This window comes from Rudaea sp. (assembly GCF_036560865.1).
Taxonomy (GTDB): Bacteria; Pseudomonadota; Gammaproteobacteria; order Xanthomonadales; family Rhodanobacteraceae; genus Rudaea.
Map to the genome: position 1 here is coordinate 1 of NZ_DATBQK010000081.1, position 23,312 is coordinate 23,312.

At 62.7% G+C, this 23,312-nt stretch carries 18 protein-coding genes; 6 read left to right on the top strand and 12 right to left on the bottom strand.

What is annotated here, in order from left to right; genetic code table 11:
* Window positions 1-2,096 (bottom strand): S53 family peptidase (locus VIE67_RS08435; protein WP_332025178.1); only part of this gene is annotated, 2,096 nt, incomplete at its 3' end.
* A 297-nt stretch (window positions 2,097-2,393) separates the two neighbouring features.
* Between VIE67_RS08435 and VIE67_RS08440 the strand changes: the two genes are divergently transcribed.
* Both VIE67_RS08440 and VIE67_RS08445 read left to right on the top strand, forming a co-directional pair.
* Window positions 2,394-3,104: an MtnX-like HAD-IB family phosphatase gene (locus tag VIE67_RS08440; RefSeq protein ID WP_332025180.1), complete on the top strand. Its 711-nt coding sequence runs from the start codon at window positions 2,394-2,396 to the stop codon at window positions 3,102-3,104.
* Between the two features lie 175 nt (window positions 3,105-3,279).
* Window positions 3,280-4,629, top strand: a complete 1,350-nt coding sequence (locus tag VIE67_RS08445; protein WP_332025182.1) for an aspartate aminotransferase family protein — start codon at window positions 3,280-3,282, stop codon at window positions 4,627-4,629.
* Window positions 4,630-4,691: 62 nt separating this feature from the next.
* Here VIE67_RS08445 and VIE67_RS08450 read toward each other — a convergent pair whose 3' ends face one another.
* The 3 genes from VIE67_RS08450 to VIE67_RS08460 form a co-directional block, all read right to left on the bottom strand.
* The gene (locus VIE67_RS08450; protein WP_332025183.1) at window positions 4,692-5,645 is read right to left on the bottom strand and encodes an alpha/beta hydrolase; all 954 of its coding nucleotides are present in this window, start codon (window positions 5,643-5,645) and stop codon (window positions 4,692-4,694) included.
* Between the two features lie 118 nt (window positions 5,646-5,763).
* A complete protein-coding gene (locus VIE67_RS08455; protein ID WP_332025185.1) occupies window positions 5,764-8,559 on the bottom strand; it encodes a spermidine synthase family protein in 2,796 nt (931 codons plus the stop codon).
* 169 nt (window positions 8,560-8,728) lie between these two features.
* A complete protein-coding gene (locus tag VIE67_RS08460; protein WP_332025186.1) occupies window positions 8,729-9,628 on the bottom strand; it encodes a protein-L-isoaspartate O-methyltransferase family protein in 900 nt (299 codons plus the stop codon).
* A 172-nt stretch (window positions 9,629-9,800) separates the two neighbouring features.
* Here VIE67_RS08460 and VIE67_RS08465 point away from each other — a divergent pair, with 172 nt between their 5' ends.
* Window positions 9,801-10,949 (top strand): dipeptidase, encoded by a 1,149-nt coding sequence (locus VIE67_RS08465; protein ID WP_332025188.1) that lies wholly within the window; start codon window positions 9,801-9,803, stop codon window positions 10,947-10,949.
* The gene (locus VIE67_RS08470; protein WP_332025190.1) at window positions 10,946-11,398 is read left to right on the top strand and encodes a Rid family hydrolase; all 453 of its coding nucleotides are present in this window, start codon (window positions 10,946-10,948) and stop codon (window positions 11,396-11,398) included. Before VIE67_RS08465 ends, VIE67_RS08470 begins: the two co-directional genes overlap by 4 nt.
* A gap of 13 nt (window positions 11,399-11,411) precedes the next feature.
* Here VIE67_RS08470 and VIE67_RS08475 read toward each other — a convergent pair whose 3' ends face one another.
* The 6 genes from VIE67_RS08475 to VIE67_RS08500 all read right to left on the bottom strand — a co-directional run bounded on the left by VIE67_RS08475 (window position 11,412) and on the right by VIE67_RS08500 (window position 18,318).
* On the bottom strand, window positions 11,412-12,278 hold the full coding sequence (locus VIE67_RS08475) for an MBL fold metallo-hydrolase (protein ID WP_332025192.1): 867 nt from the start codon (window positions 12,276-12,278) through the stop codon (window positions 11,412-11,414).
* Window positions 12,265-12,714, bottom strand: a complete 450-nt coding sequence (locus VIE67_RS08480; protein ID WP_332025194.1) for a DUF6691 family protein — start codon at window positions 12,712-12,714, stop codon at window positions 12,265-12,267. The genes VIE67_RS08475 and VIE67_RS08480 overlap by 14 nt, the downstream gene beginning before the upstream one ends.
* Window positions 12,711-13,133, bottom strand: coding sequence for a YeeE/YedE family protein (locus VIE67_RS08485; RefSeq protein ID WP_332025196.1), 423 nt, complete (start codon window positions 13,131-13,133; stop codon window positions 12,711-12,713). Before VIE67_RS08485 ends, VIE67_RS08480 begins: the two co-directional genes overlap by 4 nt.
* A gap of 27 nt (window positions 13,134-13,160) precedes the next feature.
* A complete protein-coding gene (locus VIE67_RS08490; RefSeq protein WP_332025197.1) occupies window positions 13,161-16,187 on the bottom strand; it encodes a M14 family zinc carboxypeptidase in 3,027 nt (1,008 codons plus the stop codon).
* Between the two features lie 92 nt (window positions 16,188-16,279).
* Window positions 16,280-17,761, bottom strand: coding sequence for an amidohydrolase family protein (locus VIE67_RS08495; RefSeq protein ID WP_332025199.1), 1,482 nt, complete (start codon window positions 17,759-17,761; stop codon window positions 16,280-16,282).
* The gene (locus VIE67_RS08500; RefSeq protein WP_332025201.1) at window positions 17,758-18,318 is read right to left on the bottom strand and encodes a hypothetical protein; all 561 of its coding nucleotides are present in this window, start codon (window positions 18,316-18,318) and stop codon (window positions 17,758-17,760) included. Before VIE67_RS08500 ends, VIE67_RS08495 begins: the two co-directional genes overlap by 4 nt.
* Window positions 18,319-18,609: 291 nt before the next feature.
* Between VIE67_RS08500 and VIE67_RS08505 the strand changes: the two genes are divergently transcribed.
* Entirely contained in the window at window positions 18,610-19,230 is a 621-nt protein-coding gene (locus tag VIE67_RS08505) for a hypothetical protein (RefSeq protein WP_332025203.1), read from the top strand.
* A 62-nt stretch (window positions 19,231-19,292) separates the two neighbouring features.
* Here the strand turns inward: VIE67_RS08505 and VIE67_RS08510 are convergent, their stop codons facing one another.
* Complete coding sequence (locus VIE67_RS08510; RefSeq protein WP_332025205.1) at window positions 19,293-20,198, bottom strand: c-type cytochrome; 906 nt, start codon at window positions 20,196-20,198, stop codon at window positions 19,293-19,295.
* 32 nt (window positions 20,199-20,230) lie between these two features.
* Window positions 20,231-22,288, bottom strand: coding sequence for an elongation factor G (fusA, locus tag VIE67_RS08515; protein WP_332025207.1), 2,058 nt, complete (start codon window positions 22,286-22,288; stop codon window positions 20,231-20,233).
* Window positions 22,289-22,444: 156 nt separating this feature from the next.
* Here fusA and VIE67_RS08520 point away from each other — a divergent pair, with 156 nt between their 5' ends.
* Entirely contained in the window at window positions 22,445-23,269 is an 825-nt protein-coding gene (locus tag VIE67_RS08520; RefSeq protein WP_332025209.1) for a hypothetical protein, read from the top strand.
* The last annotated feature ends 43 nt before the right edge of the window (window positions 23,270-23,312 follow it).

Here is a 23,312-nt window from a genome sequence, read left to right on the forward strand (position 1 = left end):
TTCACCTCGCCGCTCCATCGGTTCAGCAGATTGGCGATATCGATCGAGCCCAGACCGGTCGCTTCGTCATAGCCTGTGCCAACGAGGAAACCCTGCAGTCCGCCCGAGAGACCGCTCGGTCCCGGCGTTGCGTTGTTGCACAGACTCGGTATCGACACGGCGCAGCCGGACATGCCGCTCGAGCTGACGGTCACGTCGTGAAACACGCCGTTGGCCGGGTTGGCGGCGAGTGCGTACAGGCGTGGGTTGAGATTGCCCTGCGCTGCGCCGGTTTTCTGGTTGAGCAGGGCGGCGATGCCGGCCATGCTCGGCGTCGACGCGGACGTGCCGCCCGAGCCGAAGAAACTGAACTTGCCAGCGGTGACCACGCAGGACGCGGCCTGTGCGGCAAAGCAGGTGAAGTAGCCCTCGCGCGTCGATGCGCCGAAGGACACGTCGGGTGTATAGCGTCCCTGATTGCCCGGCACGCCGGTGCCGGTCTGCCACGGCGGCGTGGCGATATAGGCGCTGACTCCGCCACCGCTCGCCGCGAACTGCGTGCCGCCGCTGCCGTTGAGCGGATCGTTCCACGCGCCTTCCGGGATATAGCCGAGCGCGGAGAGGAAATTGGTGCTGTTGCTCGCCGCCCAGTATGCGGACGGATTGGCCGCATCCGCGAATTCGGTACCGCCAACGCAGGTGACGTAGCCGGATGCGCATAGCGTATTCGTACTGACCACCTGGGTCGTGCTCGGAGTCGCATCGAGCGCCTCGCAGCCCGCCACACCGCCATCGCCCGAGGCGACGAACACCGAGATGCCTTCCGCCGCCGCTTGCTGATAGAGCTGATCGAAGCCAATGCTGTTGCTGGCCCCATTGACGGACTCGCACGAGGAGAAACTGATGCTGAGGATTTGCGCGGGCACCGGATTGGTATCGATCGCGTACTCGATACCGATCACGATACCGTCGGCCTTCGAGGCACCCGAACCCGTGTCCATACTTGCGATCAATTTGAGCGTGGCACCCGGCGCTATGCTGCCGGCGCGCTGCACATCCAGGGTCGCTTCGCTCTGATCGGCTACCGCATCGCTCGGTTTGTCGCAGGTGTTCGTCGATCCGCTGGTGGTGCATGTTGTGGCAGGCGGCCCCGGGTCGGTACCCGCGGGCGGCACGATCACTGTCGGCGCGGAAAAACTCACGCCCGACAGCGACATGAAATTGGTGTCGTCGGTGTCGTACACACGCGTGCGGCTGACGATTGCGATGCTCTGCCCGCTGCCGTTGATACTGGACGTGGGCAGATCGTAGATCCTGGCGAAATCCGTCGGGAAGACGTAGTAGCTGCACGCTCCGCTCTGCGGACAGTAGGTGGCGGCGGGCTGAATCACGGAAGGCGTAACCTGCGCCTGCTGGGGCGGCGTCATACGGTGCGCAGGACGGTACTTGACCGTGTGCAGACCCGCGACGGATTGCACGACGGCGGCAAGCGCCGCGGGAATCTGTGGATCGCCGACGTTGGCCATGCGCGTCTCGTTGCCGACGGTGTAGTTGTGCAGCGGCGTGGCGAAGGTTGTCGCGACCGTGCCCGCGGTCCCGCTGAACGCGATGCGCGTGCGGCTGTTGGCGATGCCGTCGACATGCAGGCCTTGCGAACTCAGCCAAGCGGCGATCGCGTCGGTGTCGTGTTGCGAGACGCCAAACCGTTCGCCGACTTCGACCGGCGTCAACCAGCGATGGTAGTTCGGTGAAGCAGAATCCTGCTGGTCCCTGAGCAATTGCTGGAACGCCTGTTCGCGTTCCGCCGTGCGGTTCAGGATGACGCTCAGATTGCGCAGCGGCAGATCGTTCGCCACCGCGGCACGATCGTTCTGCGCGCTGGCCCATGCGACACGATTCCCGGACAGGGAATGACGCCGCGCCGAGTCGACCTGCGCAGTCACCAGGTTGCGCTCCGCGGTCGGTGCTAGGGACGGGGGCTGCGCACTGGCGAATGCGGCGACGCCCAGGCTCAGAATCAGCGCGCAAAACAGACGCAGTCGGTTTGAACCGGACGCGCTCGCGCCGGTCGATTGGCGGTGAGGATGCAAGGCGAGGTTACGGCGATTTTTTTTCACGAGCCCGACTCCGGCGGAAATGAGATCGGGCCGTCCTTCTCAGCTGGTGCAGAGCAACACATTCGATGGCTACGCCCGAAGCGCGAATTCTAAGCGAATCGGATTTGCAAAACTGTTAAGCCGCAGGTGGCCTCAAACGGCCGTTGAGGGAACCTTAATGCAGCGGCTGGACAATGCCGCTGCAGCGCCGTCCGAGTGGGTTCGGCGCACTCCGTTATTGGCGAAAAAGGCCAAAAATCGCTATCCTGAGCGGCTTTTTGTTTTACCCGATTTGCAAAATATTACGAGGAACCCCCCTTGTCCGGCTGGACCCTTCTCTGCGATTTCGACGGCACAGTCTCCGTCGAAGACACCACCGATACCCTGCTCGAGCGCTTCGGCAAGCCGGGTTGGGAGGTGTTGGAAAACGATTGGCGCGCAGGCCGCATCAATTCGCATGACTGCATGGCAGGCCAGGTCGCGTTGCTCGACATGAGCAAGTCGGAACTGGATGCGCATCTGGCCGAGCGTGCGATCGACGCGGCGTTTCCGCAATTCGTCGCCGCCGCACAGGCGCAAGAGCTGCCGATCGAGATCTTGAGCGATGGTCTGGACTATGCGATCCACAGCATTCTCTCGCACTACGATCTGGACTGGCTGCCGGTCACCGCCAATCGTCTGCAGGCGGTCGGCGAGCGCGAGTGGCGGCTGGAGTTTCCGAACGCCAGCCGCAACTGCAGTGTCGCCAGCGGCACCTGCAAGTGCGCGCGTGCGGCGCGCTTCCAGGGTCCGCGCAAACGCATACTGATGATCGGCGACGGCGCCTCGGATTTCTGTGTGAGCGGCGCGGTGGATTTCGTCTTCGCCAAGGGCAAACTGGTCGACTATTGCCGCGACCACAACATCCCGCATGCGCCGATCGAAGGATTCTCCGACGCGCTCGCGTTGCTGCCGGCGCTCGTTTCGGGGAAATTGACAGCGGCGACTCGCACTGCCGCGGCTGCATTGCCGAATGCGGTTTCGGCCTAGACTTCCATTTCACACCAATGACGTCATTCCCGCGCAGGCGGGAATCCAGTTCTTGTTTTCGCTCTGCTCCTGCGAACAGCGAAGCAAGAAAAAGCTGGATGACCAGCTTCGCTGTTATAGAGCGTTTCCCGCCTGCGCGCCAATGACGGATAAATTCAAACCCTGAGGCTTATCCATGTCCAGCACCACACTAATCGCCGATATCAACACGGCCGGCAGCGCGAGTTTGTTCGAAGCCGCCTGCCACGTCATTCCGGGCGGCGTCAACAGCACGGCGCGTGCGACCTGGTCGGGGTGGACGCCTTATCCACTGTTCGTGGAAAGCGGCCAGGGCTCACGCCTGCGCGATGTGGATGGCAACGAGTACATCGACTATCTGCTGGGCTTGGGACCGATGATTTTCGGCCACCGGCCCGCGCGCGTGACCCAGGCCGTCGTCGATTTCATTCAGCAACGCGGTACCGTATTCGCGTTACCCACCGCGGACGAAGCGCGGCTGGCTGAAAAAATCATCGCCGCCGTGCCCAGCGTGGATCAGGTGCGCTTGTGCAACACCGGTACCGAAGCGGTGCTGTATGCCACGCGCCTGGCGCGCGCGTTCACCGGCCGCAGCAAGATCATCCGCTTCGAGGGCATGTACCACGGTTTCTCGGACGGCGTGTATTGGAGCAAGCATCCGAACATTGCCAAGGCCGGCCCGGACAACCATCCGATCCCTGTGGCGCAAGGCCCAGGCATGCCCAAGGGTGTGGAAGAAAATCTGATCATCCTGCCGTGGAACGATGCGGATGTGCTGGCCGACGTGATCAAGCGCGAAGGCGACAGCATCGCCGCCGTGCTTACCGAGCCGGTGATGTGCAACACGGGTTGCATCCTGCCCAAGCCCGGCTATCTCGAAGCCATGCGCGAACTGACGGCGGAGCGCGGTATCGTGCTCCTGTTCGACGAAGTCATTACCGGCTTCCGCCTCGGCCTCGCCGGTGCGCAGGGCCGCCTCGGCATCAAGCCGGATCTGTCGGTGTTCGCCAAGGGCATCGGCGGCGGCTTCCCGGTCGCGGCGATGGGCGGGCGCAAGGACATCATGGCGCTGGTCGCCAACGGCACGGTGTCCGTGGCGGGCACCTACACCGCCAACGGTATCGCGGTGGCGGCAGCGAATGCGGCGCTCGATGAATTGAACACGCCGGGCCTTTATCAGAAGCTCGATGCGGTTTCCGACGAATTGCGCCTCGGATTGAGTCAAGTCATGCGCGACGCGGGCTTGCCTGCCTATGTGGTGGGCATCGGGCCGCTGATGCAGGTGTGGTTTGCGACGCAAGAGATCCACAACTACCGCGACGCCGAGCGCCATGCCGATCAACGAATTTTCAGGCGCTGGTGGGAAGGGATGCTCGCGCGCGGTGTGCTGTTCCATCCAGGTGCTTATGAGAACCTGTTCGTCTCTACAGCGCACACGCATGCCGACGTGGTGGCCACGCTCGATGCGGCAAAACAGGTGGCTGCGACCCTCGCGCGCGCGATCTGAGCACCGGGTCCGCGCACTGAGTTGAGCAAGGCGAAGAAGCCCGGCTAAAGCACAGGGATTATTTACTTCCTCTTGTGCGCGGGGGCTTTCGGAAGGGCCGACGTTTTCGGATAGCCTGGAATCCGCGACAGCACCCAGGTCAGCGGATTCTGTGTCCACGCCTGGGTGACGAAATCGTCGTGTTTCACGTCCGCACCGGCGTCGATGAACGTAATGGTGCCGGGCAGCAGCTTTTTCGGCAACGTGCTCTTGTAGCGCAGGTTCGCCTCGTCGAGTTCCTGCTTGAGCGCTTCGTTTTCCTCATGCGTGGATTCGCCGTAGGCCGTGAACAGGAACGCCCGCCGGTGTTCGTGCACGAGCCAGGAAACGAATTTGTCGATCTGTCCGTACATTGCGTCGAACAGCACGACGCCGGCGAGGCGCGCGTCGGCCTTGCCGACCTCGAGCGACCATGCCGCGGGCAGATAGCCGCCGCTGTAGGCCACGAGCACGACTTTCGATTGCTTGAACGCGCCGGCGACGCGATGGTCGCCGTACTGCGCCGCAAGTTTCGTCGCCGCCTCGTTGATGAATTTCGCGAAGTGACCGCGCTGCCAGAAGCCGCCCGCGCTCGAGTCGGCCGCATCGATCGCAAATTGCGGCGCGACGAGCACGGCATTGATGCCGGCCGCATCGAGCTGGGCAGCAACTTGCTGGCGCTCGATCACGTCACGCGTCAGGGTCGCGCCGTTGCCGTGGAAGAACACCACGATCAGCGCCGGCTTGCGGATATCGAAACCCTTGGGAAAGTATAAAAGTACCTTGTTGTCCTTGAACGTCTCGTCTTCCCAATGCACCGAACCGTCGCGCGGCGAGGTGTGGCCGCGGCGATTGCCGTCGGCGTGATCGAGGAAGTGCTTGCCCGAATCGGGAATCAGGCCGCGAAACGGGAACGGCGCGTTGTCGAACGGGACGAAGCGCGTGAGCGGCTCGTGCAGCGGTGCGATCGGAATGCGCGGCGTTGGCGAGGCGTGCACGGGTTGCAGAGAGAAAAGCAGTTGGCCGCAAAGGATCGCAAAAAAACGCAAAGAAAAAAATCTGCCGTTTGCACTTGCTCCGCTTCTTTTTGCGTTTTTTGCGTTCATCAGTTTGCGGCTAAACCGCTCTGGCATTTGGTTTCAACGGCAGGAAGATCGCGAAGAATGCTGGCGCCGCGATGAGGTAGGCGATGCCGCTGATCTGCAGGACCGCGGCGAGGCCGAACGAGGTCGCGATGATCGGCACCATCGCTGCGCCGATCACCGAGAACGAGCCGTTGATGCCCCAGGCCCAGAGGAACATCGCGTTCTTGTTCATGCGACCGAGCCAGGTCATTGCGGTCGACATCGGGAAGCCCATCAGGAACGCCGGCGGTGCGATCAGCATAAAGCAGCAGACCAGACGCAGGCCGTAGGGCAGGCTGCCGATCGCGTTGAGGATCGGATCGATCATGAAGCCGTAGCCGATCAGCAGCAGGCCGATCGCGACGAAGATCACCGGCATCGTGCGCCGCGCGCGCTCCATGAAGCGCTCCGAGGTGAGGCTGCCGAGTCCCGAGAACACGAGCATGCCGGTGATCAGGATCGACGCGGACACGGTCGGATTGCCGAGCGGCAGCACGAACTTCGCGATCAGCGAGACCTCGACCATGATGTAGCCTAATCCAAGGCAGGCAAAGTATAAAATGGTACGCAAGCGGCCCGGATAGCGCGAGAAAATCGTGCGCCAGCTCAGGACCACCGGTATCGCGACGAGGAAGGTCGCGGCAATCGCGGCGATCGCGAGCGTCGCCCAGAGCAGCAGATAGCCCCATTCGTCCTGGAACAGTTCGAGACGGTCGGTGACGCGCGTGAGATCGCCGGGCTTCACGTAGGCGGCGAAGTAGGGACGATTGTTGGTCAGCGCGCGCGTATCGAACACGTAGCCGTCGGCCACCGTTTTCCAGTCGCCGTGCAGCAGCGCATACCAGGCGAGTTGGCCCATCGTCGTCGCGGGTACCTGTTTTGGTGCGGGACCGTTCGGATCGCCGCCATCGCCGGGGCCGGTCGGATCGGCCATCGCGACGCCATCGGCGGGTGCGGTCGGGTCGGCAGTCGGCGCCGCAGTCGGCTCGGCCGGCGCGGTCGGATCAGCAGCCGGCGCTGCCGTGGGTTCGGACGCAGCCGGTAGCTTTGTGGCTGCGTCCTTGTCGGCGACGTTGTGCGAGGAAGGCTCCGTCGTCTCCCGTCTCCCGTCTCCCGTCTCCCCTCCTTCCGCGCCAAATATCCCTTCGCGATACGACTTCAACGTCGCCGCGGTCTGCGTCGTGTCGTACTCGAAGCCCGGATAGGTCAGTTCGTCGAACGACATCGCATGCGAGTGCTGATGCAATTTCGCGACGTCGGCGGCGGAGAAGCCGCCGCGCTGGTAGAGCACGGTTGCGGTCGAGAGGTAACTCGACACGGCATAGAACTCGTTGCCGAAATCGGCCCCGGGATCGGCGTCATGCGCCGCCTGCACCATCGTCGCGTAGAGCTTGAGTACCGATTTCGGCGGCTCTTCCTTGTTCCACAGCGTCACCGAGAGGATGCCGCCCGGTGCGAGCGCGCGCATGTAGGCGGCCATCGACTCGCGTGTGTAGGCATATTTCTCGACGATCGCAAAACCACCCGGATTCGACAGACCCGCCGAGTCGGCGAGCGATAGGTCGATCACGTCGTAGCGCTTGTCGGTGTTGGCCAGGAACAGACGGCCGTCGTAGTCGATCACGCTCAACTTCGGATCGTTGAGGATGTCGCTGGTGAAATCGCGCAGCGCCTTGTCGTTGCGGAACGCGGCGAGGATCGCCGGGTTGCCCTCGGCGACGGTGACGTGCTTCGAGTTGTGCAGAGCGACGCGCGTGGAGATGCCGCCGCCGAACTGCACGACGAAGGTTTCCGGATTCTGCTTGAGCACATACGGATACTGCATCGGCAGATAGCGGAAATACGCGCTCTCGGCGTCGGTGAGCTTGCGCATCACGCCGAACGGGCCGTCGCTGTCGATATACATGCCGAGGTAGGCATTCGCCGGAATCTCGGGTAGGTTGAACGCGGCGTTGTCCGACAGACCCGGCGCGAAGTGCAGGTAGGAGCTTGAATAGACTTCCAGATAGCCGAACGGCGAGGCGTTCTCGTAGACGCGCTCGGCATCCGGAAACTTGCGCGCGTAGGACACGCCCTTGTAGTCGGATACCGCGAGCTTGGGGATCGACAACGCGCCCGGCAACCAGAAATGCGCGACGACGGAAAGTACGGCGAGAACGGCCAGCGCCGCGATCGCCTTGCGATTCGCTTGTGCCGCGAACCACACCGTACCGCCGACAAACCATAATGCCAGCGGCACCACGATCAGATTTTCCGGGCGGAACAGATACAGGCAACCGAGCAACAACAGGCCGCCGATGCCCGCACCGACGAGATCGGCGAAGTAGACGCGGCCGAATACCTCTTTCATGCGCAGGAACACCGCGCCGAGGAAAAATGCACCGGCGAGGAACGGGGTCAGGTAGAGCACGAAGTTGCCGAACAGCTTCCACTTCTGCACGGGATCGGAAATCAGGAAGATCGCGTTGAATGGAATCTGCTGCGCGAGCAGGTTTGCCGCGACCATCAGCGGGCCGAACGCGAGCAGTGCGACATTGGCGACACCGCGCCAGTTGCGTTCGAACCAGTCGTTCGCGCCACACATCACGACCGAGGTGAGGCCGAAGCCCATCATTACCAGGCTCACGACCATGGAGCCGAAATGTGCCCAGCTGCCGACGCTGAAGATGCGCATGATCACGATCTGCAGCGCGATCACCGCGGCGGAGACGAGGCCGACGGCGAGGTAAAAAAGAAAAGCCGACCGATCGGTCAAGCCAGTCGGCGATGTGGATTTGCTAGTGGTCATTCCGGGTTACCAAGTGACTCAGGCGGCGCTTGCCCCCTTCTGGCTGCCGCCACCTTCCCCCGCTTGCGCAGGGGAAGGATTCCATTGTGCGAGGCTTTGGTTTTTCCTTCCTCCGCGGAGCGGGGGAAGGTGCCGAAGGCGGAGGCGCTTTCGCGGACTTGGATCAAGATCAGAGTTTGTCTTTGCCTTCGCCGTTGTGCGCGCCCTTGATCACGTCGCCTTCAAGCTTGGTGAACGGCACGAACGGAACGATCTTGTTGAAGATGTCGCTGCGCGCGACCGTGATCGAACCATCGGCGCCCTGCTGCTTGAGCACCTTGAGCACGCGCTGCGCACCCGGCGGGCCGACCGGGATCACCATCGTGCCGCCGGTCTTGAGCTGGCGCAGCAGCGGCGGCGGAATATGGTCGATACCGCAGGTGACGATGATCTTGTCGAACGGTCCGTGTTCTTCCCAGCCGTAGTAGCCGTCGGCCTGCTTGGTCGAGATGTTCTTGTACTCGGTGTAACCGCGCGCGATCAGATCGTCGTAGATACCGCGCGTGCGTTCGGCCAGTGGCTTGATGATCTCGATCGTGAACACCTTGTCGGTCATGCGCGACAGATACGAGGACTGGTATCCGGAACCGGTGCCGATCTCGAGCACTTTTTCGCCGCGCTTCAGGTCGAGCGACTGGGTCATGCGCGCAACTGCGTGCGGGCCGGAAATGGTCACGCCGTAACCGATATCGAGGAACGCGCTCTCGTAGGCATGCGCGCGATTGATCGGCCGGCAGAAATCCTCGCGCGGGTTGAGCGCAAACGCGATCTTGTCCTTGTCGTCCCAGACGTCCTTGTTGGCGATCAGCGCCTGCAGACGGTTCCAGCGCTGGGCCAGGAATTTTGGATCCTCGCCGCGGTTCTTGATGGCCCACTCGACGAACGCATCGCGGGTCGCCAGCGGTGGCGTCATGTCGAACGTGAACGGCACCGGCACCTTGCCGGCCTGTACTTCGGCGCGCGAGATGCGCGGCAGCAAGGCCGCGCCTGCAAACGTCAGCGAACCCAGAACGAAATCGCGTCTTAACACTCGTAAGCTCCTGTTGGACAACGTGGATTTTCGGCAACAGCCGCTAAGGATACGGGAAATGTCGGGCAATTGCCGCCTTTTCAGAGACATCAGGTGTTCACGAAAGTGCTTTTTGCTGACAAACTTGGCGAGTTGTCGACCCGATTCGATCGATGCGCAAGGAAAGTTGCCCATGAATGCCGCATTTTCGCGTCGGAATTTTCTGGCAATGTTCGGTAGCGTGTTCGCCGCCGCGTTGCTCCCGGCGTCGATCGCGCGCGCGGTTTCGATCGGCAAGGACGGCTGCCCGGGCGCGAATTTACCCACACGCATCGATTCGCTCGGCGGGCCAGGCTCCTACACCGACGATACGTCTGCGCCACTTAGTCAGGAGTCGCTGACCGACGCTGCCAAGTCTGGATTGAGCGCAGTCAATCTCACCGTCAGCGGCGTCGGCAGCTACGCGCGCAACTACGACGAGACGATCAAGAACATCGCCTACTGGAATGCGCAGATCGCGGCACATCCAGATCGACTCATGCAGGTGCGTTCCGCGGCCGATCTCGAAGCCGCGCGCTGCTCCGGCAGGCTTGGCTTGATCTACGGTTTCCAGGACGCCACGCCGATGGGCGAGGACCTCGATCGTGTCGACATCTTCCGCGATCTCGGCGTGCGCATCTTCCAGCTCACCTACAACCGGCGCAATCTGGTCGGCGACGGTTGCCTGGAGCCGGGCAACGCGGGCTTGAGCGCGTTCGGCCGCAAGCTCGTCGAAAAACTCAATGAACGCAAGGCGCTGGTCGATCTGTCGCATGCGGGTGAGCGCACTACGCTCGAAGCGATCGAGGCATCGAAAGTGCCGATCGCGATTTCGCATACCGGTTGCGCCGCGTTGGCGCCATTGCCGCGCAACAAGACCGACAACGAATTGAAGAAACTTGCCGACAAGGGCGGTTACGTCGGCATCTACCTGATGCCATTCCTGCGCAGCAAGGGCCAGCCAATGGCCACCGACCTGATCGCGCATCTCGAACACGCGATTGATATCTGCGGCGAAGACCATGTCGGTATCGGCAGCGACGGCGTGATTTCGCCGATTGCGGTCACGCCCGAGTTCAAGAAGAAATTCGCCGACGAGGTCAACGAACGGCGCAAGCGCGGCATCTCCGCGCCGGGCGAGGATCCGGAGGTTTATACATTCATTCCGGATCTCAACCGCGCCGATCGTTTTGCGCGCATCGCGGAATTGTTGAGCGCGCGCAAACATTCCGACGCGCGCATCGAAAAAATCCTGGGCGGCAATTTCGCCCGTTTGCTGAAGGACGTATGGAGAGACTCATGATGAAAAATTTATCCAAATCGATGGGATTCGCTGCGCTCGCACTCCTGACTGCACAAGCGCTGGCCGCCGAGCCCGAATTCTTTGCGCGCAAGGGCGCACCGGGCCAGACCTATCCGTTCTCCGAAGCGGTGCAGGTCGGCCAGATGCTGTATCTGTCCGGCGATATCGGCATCGGCGCCAACGGCAAGATCGTCGAGGGCGGCGTCAAGGCCGAGACGAAGCAGGCCATGGACAATATCGGCGCGAATCTCGCGCGCCATCACTCGTCGTTCGACCAGGTCGTGCAGTGCACGGTTGCACTCGCCGATATCGCCGAGTGGCCCGCGTTCAACGAAGTATACAAAGGCTACTTCAGCAAGCATTTCCCCGCGCGCATGGCTTACGCGGCAAGCGGGCTCGCGCTCGGCGCGAGGGTCGAGGTGCAGTGCAACGCGACGGTTGCGCAATGACGGATTTCGCCGGCTAGATCTTGTCGAGCGGAATCTTCAGATAGCGCGTGCCGTTCGGCGCGGCCGGTGGCAGTTCACCGGCGCGGATATTCACCTGCACCGAAGGCAACAATAATTTCGGTACGGCAAGCGTCGCATCGCGCGTGGTGCGCATGTGCACGAAAGCTTCCTCGTCGATGCCGACGTGTACGTGCACATTTTCGCGCCGCTGTGCGCCGATCGTGGTTTCGATAGCGACGCCATCGCGACCGGGTACGGGATAATCGTGGCAGAGGAATACGCGCGTCGCTTCCGGCAGCGCGAACAGCGTCTGCGCGGAGCGGTACAGGTCGCGCGCATCGCCGCCGGGAAAATCGCAGCGCGCTGTGCCGTAGTCGGGATTGAACAGGGTGTCGCCGACGAAAGCGGCATCGCCGATCAGATGCGTCATGCACGCCGGCGTATGCCCGGGCGTAAAAATCGCCCGTGCCGGAATCTCGCCGACTCGATAGGTCTCCCCGGCGGCGAACAGATGATCGAATTGACTGCCGTCGGTGCGCAAATCCGCGCCGGCATCGTACAGCTTGCCGAAATGCGCCTGTGCGTCGCGCACTTTTTCGCCGATGCCGATGCGGCCGCCGAGCTTTCCGCGCAGATACCACGCCGCGGTGAGATGATCGGCATGCACGTGGGTGTCGATGATCCACTCCATCTGCAGCTGTGTATCGCGCACAAAGTCGATGATCGCATCGGCGCTCGTGTGGCTGGTGCGACCGGCGGCTTCATCGTAGTTGAGCACGCTGTCGATGATCGCGGCCTTGCGCGTCGACGGATCCCAGGCGACGTGACTCAGGGTGCGCGTCTGCGAATCAAAAAATGAGCGAACTTCAGGACACTGCATGGCCGGTCGCCTGTGCTGCAAAAAACGGGTTGCGCGCAGCGCGTCTGGCCAGCCACCATCCGAGAATCATGCCGCCGAGCAGCAGATACACGCCTGTTGAGCCGCTCCACGCCGATACGATGACCGGCCCCGGGCAATAGCCCGCCAGGCCCCAGCCCACACCGAACAGCACGGCGCCGATCACCAGACGTCGGTCGATCGTGGCCGCTGCCGGCAGATGAAACGATGCCTCGAGCCACGGTTTGGCGGAGCGGAACAGCCAGCGGTAGCCGGGCGCCGTCACCACCACCGCGCCGAACATCACAAACGCCAGCGTCGGATCCCAGTGGCCTGCCAGATCGAGAAAGCCGAGGATGCGGGCGGGATCGGTCATGCCGCCGAGCAGGAGGCCGATGCCGAAGATCAGACCGGTAACATAACCGGCGAGCAGTTTCATGGCTGCACCGCGAGAACGTGACGGATCATGCCGACGGTGAGGATAGCCGCGATCATGAAAATCGCGGTGGCGGCGAGCGAACGTGGCGAGAACCGGGCGATGCCGCAGACGCCATGTCCGCTGGTGCAGCCCGCACTGAGTCCCGTACCGAGACCGACGAGCACACCGGCGATCAACATCGTTGCCGCACCGACCTGCGGCAGACCCAGGCCGCTGCCGCCGCTGAACAGCGCATACAGCGGCGCGGCCGAGAGCAAACCGAATACAAAGCTCGCGCGCCAGGCGTGATCGTCGCCGCCGTAGAGCAGTCCGCTGGCGATGCCACTGATGCCTGCGATGCGCCCGACGGTTGCCATCGCGAGGACGGCCGCCAATCCGATCAGCGCGCCACCGAGCAGTGCTTGCGGCCAGTTATGCATGGCGAAACCCCTGTGCCGATTTTACGTTTAGTATAGATGGTCGAAATTCAGGATCGCATTGAACACGAGGCCGTAGCTGCCGATCGTTTCGCCGCGCCAGATCGGGTTGATCGCGAACAGCAGCGTGTGGCCCTTGCCATAGCGCGCATCGACCACGGCGGCGTGTTCGGCCAGCGCGCTGCCGCCCGACAGCAGCCCCGAGATCAGCAGTTCGTCCTCATCGGCGAAACGCACGAGCGCGCGCGCGCGCTGATCCTGCGGAATCACCATGTACGGGAAAAATACATTCGGCTGCGACTGGTCTGCGTTCAACGGTGTCGCCTCCCACGGCTTCGGCGCCGGCAGTTCGGCCGCTTCGACGGAGGCGCGGCCTTCGGGTGTATCGACATCGTGCGGGCCGCCGCGGCCGGTCGGACGCTTGTAGTCCTTCGCGTTGGGCAGGCCATCGTCGCCGGTAAGCAGGTTGCTGAGTTTGAACGAAAGACCATCCGCGCTGTACATCGCGATGTCCTTGCCATAACCGAAGTTCACCGGGCTCGCCTCGTCGGCGACGACACCCTTGAGCACGCTGCCGACGACTCTCAGATCCTTCGGCGGGGTGACCGAAACACCCGGCGCAAGGCCGGTTTCGATCGCGAATCTGGCCGCGTTGCCGGCGGCGAGAAACAGGCCGCCCTGTTCGACGAAACGCTGCAGGTGGGCGAGTCCCGCCGCGCCGAGTCCTGGCCGGATATCGTCGGTCTGGTCGATGTTCATGTTCGGCGTCTGCGCGGTCGTTTTCCACGGCATCGGATTGCCCCACAGCGGCAGGCCGTTGACGATCAGATGCGAGATGCCTGCACCGCCAGGCGCATCGCTCATGTCGAGCGGCGCGAACAGGATCACGTCGTACCTGCCGCGCAGGTTGTCCTCGCGCGCGACGGTCTGCGTCGAGATATAGCTGTAGGGTACGCCGAGCTTGTCGAGCGCCATGCGCCACCAGCCTTCGGTCTGCGTGGTGAGCCAGGTGTGCATCAGGGCGATGCGCGGCGCGCCGATCCTGTGCGCGGCGACGTCCGGCGCGGCGGCGACCGCATAGGCGTCCAGGCCGAGCGCATTCAACTTTGTGGAAAATGTTGCATTATCCACTTTGCGCACGATCCATGTGCCCGCACCGAAATGCCGGCTCGCGGCGTCGAATGGTTTTTCGGCGACCGCGACATCGGCGTCCTTCAATGCGTAGCGCAGGGTCATCAGCGCGGTGTCGGCATGGTTGTCGATCAAATAGATATTGCCGCTGCCTTGCACACCGCCTTGCACGCGCACGGGTTCGCGCAGCAGTTCCATCGGCGCTTTCAGGATGGCGTTGTCGGCGACGCGCACGACCTCGGTGCCGAACAGGTCGCCGAACGACCATGCCGTATCGTCGTAGGGATGTTTCTGCGGATCCTCGGGCGACCAGAACTGGCGGTCGAGCAGCGCGTCGGCAATGCGCGCATACGGCTGATCCATGCGCACGACGAAACCGCCCGCGGCGAATGTGCGCGCGACGGTTTTCGGCTTGCCGTCCTTTCCCTGGCCGTCGGTTTTTCCGCTATTGCTTTTGTCGTCGGACTTGTCGTCCTTCTCGGGCGCTGCCGGTACCTGTACGGTGATCGGGCCGGTCGAGCGGCTCACTTCGGCATGCTGCAATTGCAAAATGTGTAAAAGTTGCCTTTGCGCATCGCGATGCGCGTCATCGACGGGCAGCACATAGGCCGCCGGGCCGGCGGCGGTGGGCTTCTCGATCGAGCGCTTGCCCTTGAGATAGAAGTTGCGCAGAAACCGCTTGTCGTTGTCGGCGAAGTAGTTGAGCGCCGTGAGCAAACCGGTCTGCTCGTAGTTGTTGTTGTTGCGCTGCGACCAGCGCACCTTCGGCAGGGGCGGGTTGGGTCGGTACCAGGTGCGCGCGTAGTCGGCCGGATCGAGAATGCGGTCGAGCGTATCCGCGCCGGAGTTGCCGAACGTCTCGTACAGACGGCTGATGCCGTTGTGCATCGCAGCCATGAACATCAGATAGCCCGGGCTCCAGGTATCGAAGTCGCCATGCGCAAAGACGCCGGGCATGCCGAAACCGGTCAACTGCTGAACATTGTCCCAGCCGAGCTGCTGCCATTCGCCGACCAGGATCGGATCGACCCAGGCGTTGTACGGACCGTCGCCGACCGTGTTGTCGTAAAGGAATGGCACCGATTCGTGCAGATCGTGCAGCACCTGGGCGTGCCAGCCCAGATAGGTGTCGAGCACGTTGCGCGACAGATTCAGAGTCAGGCCCATCGCGTCGCGGTTGTTGTCGTGGGCGACGTAATGGCCCCAGTACATCAGCGGTGGCGGCGTCTTGCCCGGATTGGCGCGATGCCAATTGTACAAATCCACCATGCGGTCGCGGCCGTCGGTTTCGACCACGGGCGTGATCAGGGTGATGACATGCGTGCGGATTTTCCTGATGTACGGTGCGTCATCGACGGCGAGACGGTAGGCGAGTTCCATCAAAGCCGTCGGCGCGCCGGTCTCGGGCGAATGAATGGTGCCGGTGATGTAGTAGACCGGGGTCGACTGCGCAACCAGCGCATCCGCCTTGGCGTCGTCCAGACCGATGCTGCGCGGATCGGCAAGCTGGGCGAGGCGTGCGTCGTTATCCTTGAGACCGGCGAGCAGCGCTTCGTCGGCGATGGCGACCGCGATCATCTCGCGGCCTTCCTCGCTCTTGCCGATACGCAACACTTTGACGCGTGGACTGGCCTGCGCGAGCAGATCGAAGTAGCGCACGATGTCTTTGGTGTACGGCAGCATGTTCGGCGCGCCGGACACATCACCGAGCACCTTGGCCGGCGTCGGCACGCTGGTCGAAGCGGGCAGATAATTCGTCAGTGGCGAATTGAATTGCGACTCGGTCGTGTACTCGGCGATCTTCGCGGTATAGGCCGTATCGATCGGCTGCTGCGGATCGCGCGCGTAAGTGCCGGCGGCGAAGGAATCGGGGGTAGCGGCAGAGCCAATGGCAAGGACGAGTGCGCAAACAACACGATGTCGCATGCAAGGCTCCGGCAAGGCGTGGACTAAACGTTCAGCATAACCGCGAATGCGCTGCGGCGTCTCTGCACAAAGTCATGCATGGCTGCGCAGGCTCAGCGAATCCCGACCATGCCGCTTACCGAATGGATCAATTTCACCGGGTCGTAGGCGACACCGTCCTTGAACACGAGCTCGACGTTTTCGATGTCCTGGATATGCAGACTCGGATCGCCCTTGAGCACGACCAGATCGGCATTCTTGCCTGGCGCGATCGTACCGATGCGGTCGAGTTGTTTTTCGTAGCGCGCACCATTCGCGGTGGCGATGTGGATGGCTTCGAGCGGGGTGAAGCCGGCCTCGACCAGCAATTCGACTTCGCGCTGATCGCCGAATCCCGGCAGCACGCCGCCGTTGCCGGTCGGGTCGGGGCCGGCGAGCAACAGGCCGCCCGCGCGCACGAAGGCAAGTTCGAACGCCATTTCCTTCTTCAGCGCGGCCTCGCTTTTTGCGGCCCGGTCCGGCGCGGTCGCGGCCATCGCGCGCGCATTGAGATGGCTGCGCAGCGATTCGGCGGACATCATCCGCATCTGCCGTTGCGACAGCAGCGGGCGCGTGGTGATCGACGCTTCGAATACCGGCAGCGTCGAGGTCAGCGCGACGTTGTGCTTGACCAGATCGCGGATCAGATCCTGCACCGGCGCGCTGTCGATCTCGCGTTTCTCCCACGACGCAGCCTGTGCCGAACCGGAAGGGCAGACATCGTGCTTGCGCTCGGGCACGAACTCCGAGTCGGTATAGATCGGGCCGTGTTCGAGATCGTCGATGCCGAGCGCCACGGCCTGGCGATAGTCGACCGAGCACAGATGCCCGGTGATCTTCATGCCCTGACGATGCGCTTCCTTGATCGCCGCGCCGAGCACGGCTTCGCCGATATCCATATACGCCTTGAACGAAGTGACGCCCTGGCTGGCCCAGAACGCGACGGTCTTGCGCGCCTGCTCGGGATCGGTCAGCGCGGCCATCTGCGGGAAGAAACTGTCCTTGCCTTCGAGGTAAGGGCCGCTCACGTCGATATGTGGACCCGGCATCTTGCCGTCGTCGATCAGGTGGCGAATGTTCAAGTCCGTGTACGGCTCGATGCTGCCGGTGGTGCGCAGCGTGGTCACGCCCGACGCCAGATAAAGGCGCGGCGCGGAGAACGCCAGCTCGGTGACAAGGAATCCGGGCGGCGGAATCTTGTTGTCCTCGTCGAAGTTGATCGACGCGGTGTACATCAGGTGGTCGTGCATGCCGACCAGGCCGGGAATCACGCTGCGGCCCGCAAGATCGATCACGCGCGCACCGTCCGGAGGCGCTGTCGCCTCATCGCTTATCGACGCGATTTTCCCCTGACGCAAAACGACCGTGCGGTTTTCCTGCGCCGGCGCGCCGCTGCCGTCGATCACGCGCACATGGGTGAGCGCGATGACGGCATCGTCGTAGGCGACGAATTTGTGTACCTCGGCCGAAGGCGTCTGCGCCAGCGCGGTGGCGCTCACGAGCGCCAGCAGCAGACACGCGCGAGCCGAGGTAGCGTTCAGGCGCCTATGGATCACGCCGGCCACAACCAGGCGAACGTGGCGCCGGTGATCGCGCCGTAGATCACGCCATCGATGATGTGCTTGATCGCGCTGCCCCAGGGATGGCCCCACCAGATCGCGTCGGGAATCACGCCGAAGGAATAAGCCATCACGGCGACGAAGCCGATGACGTGGGATACGTGCGCGAACGAGGTGTCGCCCGCGATCACATGTGCGGCGACCAGCGCGCAGGCAAACGACACGACCAGACAAAACGCGAACCACTGGCCGAGAAACGCACCCATGTTCATCGGCCCAGGCTTGCGCAGGAACATGACGCCGACCGGACCCTGCTTGAACATTTCCTGCGTCGCCGGGTTCTTCATCGCCTCCGGCGTGCAATACGGAATCATGTAGAGGCCGGCGCCGGCGTTGCCCTTGTTGATGGCGGCGCTGACTTCGCGTTCATTGGAAAAGCCCTTGCAATCGGGCATGTGCCAGGCCTTGATCACCATGTGCAGGATGCTGCTGGCGATGAACACGAACACGGCCGATAGCAGGATCGGCAGCCAAAGCTGAGCGAGCGAGATCATGACGCTTCCTCCCCGGAATCTGGTTGTGCGGCGCAGTCTACGCTGGTTCGCGAAAAACGCCGAGAGGGGTATTGCATTTACTGGATGGGTTCGTTCGACAAACTCGCGGACTTTCCGGACTGACCTCCTGAATTTCCGTACTGGCGCAACGCGCCGAGCCAGTGCCCGGCGCGCAGACTCCGTTACAGGAACTTACACAGTCGATCTTGATTCCAACACCGGCTGCGCTTAGCGTGGCGGCTAATGGATCGCGCTCGCTGAGGCGCAGGCGCTGATTGGAGTGACAATACGATGAATTTCGGAAGCAAGTTTTTGTTGGCCTGCGTCGTCGCAGGCACGACGCCGGCGATCGCGCAGACGGTGCTGCCGCAAGTCGATGTCACATCGCCGAAATGGGAAACGCGCCACGGCGGTTACGTCATTTCCAGCAACTTCCAGGTCGACCCACGCATGTCGGCCGTGATCTATCCTGCCGAGCCCTTTCAAAAGGGCGATATTCTCGATTTCCGCACCGTGCGCATGGCCGATGATGAATACTTCGTGTTGCAGGAATGCACTTCCGCCGATTGCACGCAAGGACACATTCTTCGCGTCTGGACCCGATCGGGTGCGCTGGACACCGTGCACGATCCGTATCGCGTCTCGATTCCGCACGAGGGTAAATTTTTCATGTGGATGCAGCGCTTCCCGATGGCCGGCGGCGGCTCGTTTTCCGGATACGTCCCGACAAGTCCGCCGTTGGTGTTGAACCCGATCGGCACACCGGAACAGTTTCATCTATGCGACGTGAAAGCCGCGCAGGAGCGTGGTCCGGTCAAGGTGCTGTCGTCCGAGCACAACGGCTCTCAACTGGCGCTGCATTTTGAAACCGGCTCGACCGTGTTTATTCAGCGCATGCACGCGGCGGAGTGAGAGCCCGCCGCGAACGCTGGATCGCGCTTCTTTCGGGAACCAGTCTTTCGCACGTGCTCCTGTCAGCGTTGTCCTGCCGGCCGTGGCGGCTGTGTCTGTAGAAACGCCCACAGCGCATCGAGTTCGGTATCGGTCATCTGCTTGAACGTGCCCCAGGGCATGAACGGATCGATGCTCGATCCGTCGGGGCGCTTGCCGCTGCGTACCGCGGTATAAAAATCCATTTTTGTCCAACGGCCGATGCCGGTCGCCGGGTCCGGCGTGATATTCGCCACGACCGGAAAACTCGGCGGCAGGCCGGGTATGCGTCCTCCGGAAAAATGTTCGCCGTGGCAGCCCGAACAGGTGTGGGAAAGATAGCTACCGTACTCGGCGGTCGGTGCCGGCGTTATCGAAGCAGCGTGTGCGGCATGCTGGTCGACGACGCGCGCTTCGGCCAGCGGAATCTGACCCAGCAGCATCTGCACGCGTGGAATCGGCCCGACGGATAACGGTTCCCATGCTCGATCCACCGGCAGCAGTTGCTGCATGTAGGCGATCAAGTCGGCCGTATCGGCATCGGTGAGCGAGGTGAAATCGCGCGTCGGCATGATTATCAGCATGCGTCCGTCCGGCGCGAGACCATGGCGAATGGCGCGCTCCCAATTTGTGGCTGTGAAGCCCTCCGGCAGGCCGCCTTTGCCGCGCGTCAGGTTCGGTGCGATGAGGCGCCCGACCGGCAGGAAATCGACGACAACATGGCCGCCGAAATCTGCGCCGTGGCACTCGCCGCAGCCGCGCGTGAGGACGATGTGCTGCCCGCGCGCGACCGCGCCCGCATCGCCCGGGATGGTCAATGCCGCTTCATCGATTTCGATATGCGGCGCAAGCAGGGCATTGCTGCGCCAATAGACGAAGCCGAGCGCCAACGCCAGCAGCACCACCAGCGTCCCCACAATACGCAAAACCCAGCGAATCAAACCGCGCATGATTCATCCCCCCATCAAAGTCTCTGCAGAGCCTACTCTTCCTCCACCCTCGGCTTGTATGCATCGACTAACTGCTTCTGCACCTGCGCAGGCACCGGGTCGTAGTGGCTGAACTCGATCGCGTAGCGGCCCTGCCCCTGGGTCAGGGCCTTGAGTTCGGTCTGGTAGTCGGTGACTTCGGCGAGTGGGACCTGGGCCTTGACCACGAGTTCGCCGCCGCGCAATGAATCGGTGCCGTTGATGCGCGCGCGTTTCGAGGCGAGGCCGCCGGTGACGTCGCCCATGTAGTGGTCGGGCACGAAGACTTCGAGGTTGACGATCGGTTCGAGCAGTTGCGGTCGCGCCTTGGCGATCGCTTCGAGAAACGCTTTCTTGCCGGCGCTGACGAAGGCGACTTCCTTGGAATCGACCGGATGATACTTGCCGTCGTAAACGATGACGCGCACGTCCTGCAGCTGATAGCCGGCGATCGCACCATGATCGAGCACCTGGCGCACGCCTTTTTCGACCGCGGGCAGGTACTGGCCCGGAATCGTGCCACCCTTGACTTCGTCGACGAACTCGAAGCCACCGCCGCGCGGCAGAGGTTCGATGCGCAAGTATACTTCTCCAAATTGTCCCGCGCCGCCGGTCTGCTTCTTGTGCCGGTGGTGGCCTTCGGCGTGCGCGCCGATCGTTTCGCGGTAGGCGATACGCGGCGGACGTGTTTTCACCTCGACGCCGTAACGCTCCTTCATGCGTTCGAGCATCAACTTCAGATGCAGATCGGACAGGCCGCGTACGACGCTTTCGTTCAATTCCTTGTTGTGTTCGTAGCGGAAACAGGGGTCTTCCTCGCTGAGCTTGTGCAGCGACTGCGCGAGCTTCTGCTCGTGACCTTTGTGCGCGGGCTCGACCGCGAGGCCGAACATCGGCTGCGGAAACGCGAGCGGCTGCAGATGGATCTGATCCTCGTCGTGCGAATCGTGCAGCACGGCGTCGAAATGGATTTCCTCGATCTTGGCGACACCCGCGATATCGCCCGGAATCGCCTGATCGATTTCCAGATAGTCCTTGCCCTTGAGCTTGAACAGATGGCCGACCTTGAACGGTTTCTTGCTGTCGTCAATGAACAACTGGGTGTCTTTCTTCACTGTGCCCTGATAGACGCGGAACACCGACAGCTTGCCGACGAAAGGATCGTTGACGATCTTGAACACATCGGCGATGACGTGCTGTTTGGGATCGGGCTGGGGCATGATCGGCGTCGCGTTCGCGCCTGTGCCTTTGACGAACGGCGGCGGATTGCCTTCCAGCGGATTGGGCAGCAGCTTTTCCATCAGCATGAGCAGTTCCTTCACGCCTGCGCCGGTGCGCGCGGAGACGAAACACACCGGCACCAGATGGCCTTCGCGCAGACACTGCTCGAACGCATCGTGCAGTTCCTGGCCGGACAGGCCCTCTTCGCCCTGTTCGAGAAAATGGTCCATCACGGTTTCGTTGATTTCGACCACCTGGTCGATGATGCGCTGGTGCGCTTCGGCGACCGATGAGAAATCCGGCACGCCTTCGGGCTTGAAGAAACAGTCCACCACGGACTTGCCGTCCTGCGCGGGCAGATTGATCGGCAGGCATTCCGGGCCGAACGTTTCGCGCAGCTGTTCGATCAGCTTGCGCGGATTGCCGCCGTCGATCTTGTTGACCACGATGATGCGTGCCAGGCCGCGGGTTTTGGCGTGATGCATCATGCGCTGCGTGCCGTATTCGATGCCGGAGTGCGCGTTGACCACGATCGCACAGGTTTCGACCGCGGCGAGCGCGGTCAGGGTGGGACCGCGGAAATCCTGCGAGCCGGGCGTGTCGATCAGGTTGATATGGCAATCGCCTGCAATCGCATTGGGTCGATCGATCGAGGCGATCACGGTGTTGAGCGACTGTTTTCGCTCCTTCTCCATCGGATCGTAATCGGAAACCGTGGTGCCGCGCTCGACGGAGCCGGGACTGCCGATCACGCCGCCCGCATGCAGCAAGGCCTCGAACAGCGTGGTCTTGCCCGCGGCCGTATGGCCGACGAGCGCGATGTTTCGGATGCCTTCGGTGGTGTAGGCCATAACCGCGCACTCCTGAGTTGATCATTGGGCCCCCAAGCGTTCTCCTTTCGGCGCGGCGGGTCAAGTAGCGCTGCGGCAGGGTGGCAAGTCAGCGCAGATTTACACGTGACCCGGTAACTTGCCCAATCCGCCGCTCAAGGCTTGGCCGCTGCACGCATGACGTTCGCCGAGAGACCCTTCATCATCGCGAACGCCGACACGGAGCTTGCCGTGGACGTGGATGCCTGGCACTCGGATGTGCGCCGGCGCGCCCTGAAGCGCGCCGCGGCGCCGCCGCACAGGCTGCCGCGCCCATTGTGGATCGGTGCGCTGGCTGCGGCCTTGCTGCTGCATCTCCTGCTCGGCCTGTGGCTGCGCGATTTGATGCGGCCGCAGGTTGTAGAGGATCGCGATCGCATCCTCGTGACCCTGATCGACGCGCTGCCCCCCGAGCCGCCATTGCCCGTCGCGCCGCCGCGAGCCGCGGCGCCGAGCACATCTGCTGCGCGCCCACAGGCTGCCGCGCCCGCGCGCAACGGGGCGATCGCGCCGCGCGCTCAATCGACGCTGCCAGTGCACGATGCCGCCGCGGTGACCACGCAATCGACGCAGCCTGCTCCGCAGTTCCGCGCCTACAACCCCGATGGCAGCCTGAACGTGCCCAAGGATCTGGTCGAACAGATCGATGCAATGCGGCCGAAGCCGAACTTCATTGCCAAGTCGATAGCGCCGTCGCCGATCATGCTGCCGCATCGACCGCTGAAAATCCGGCCGAATCACTTCGATCAGTACTGGCGCGGCTCGGGCTGGACCCTGCTGGACGATGTGAGCCAGTTCGTCGACGACAATCTGGTCAAGAAAAAAATCTTCACCGACAGCTCCGGTGGCCAGTACGAGTGCGTGTGGGCTCTGATCATCGTCACCTGCATGGATGTACCGCGCAAGGCGTGGGAACCGCCGCCGGAAAAATGGAAGCCCGCGTCAGTGCTGGATGAACACTAGTTGCCGTCCCGCAGATTCCCTTCTCCCGCTGGCGGGAGAAGGT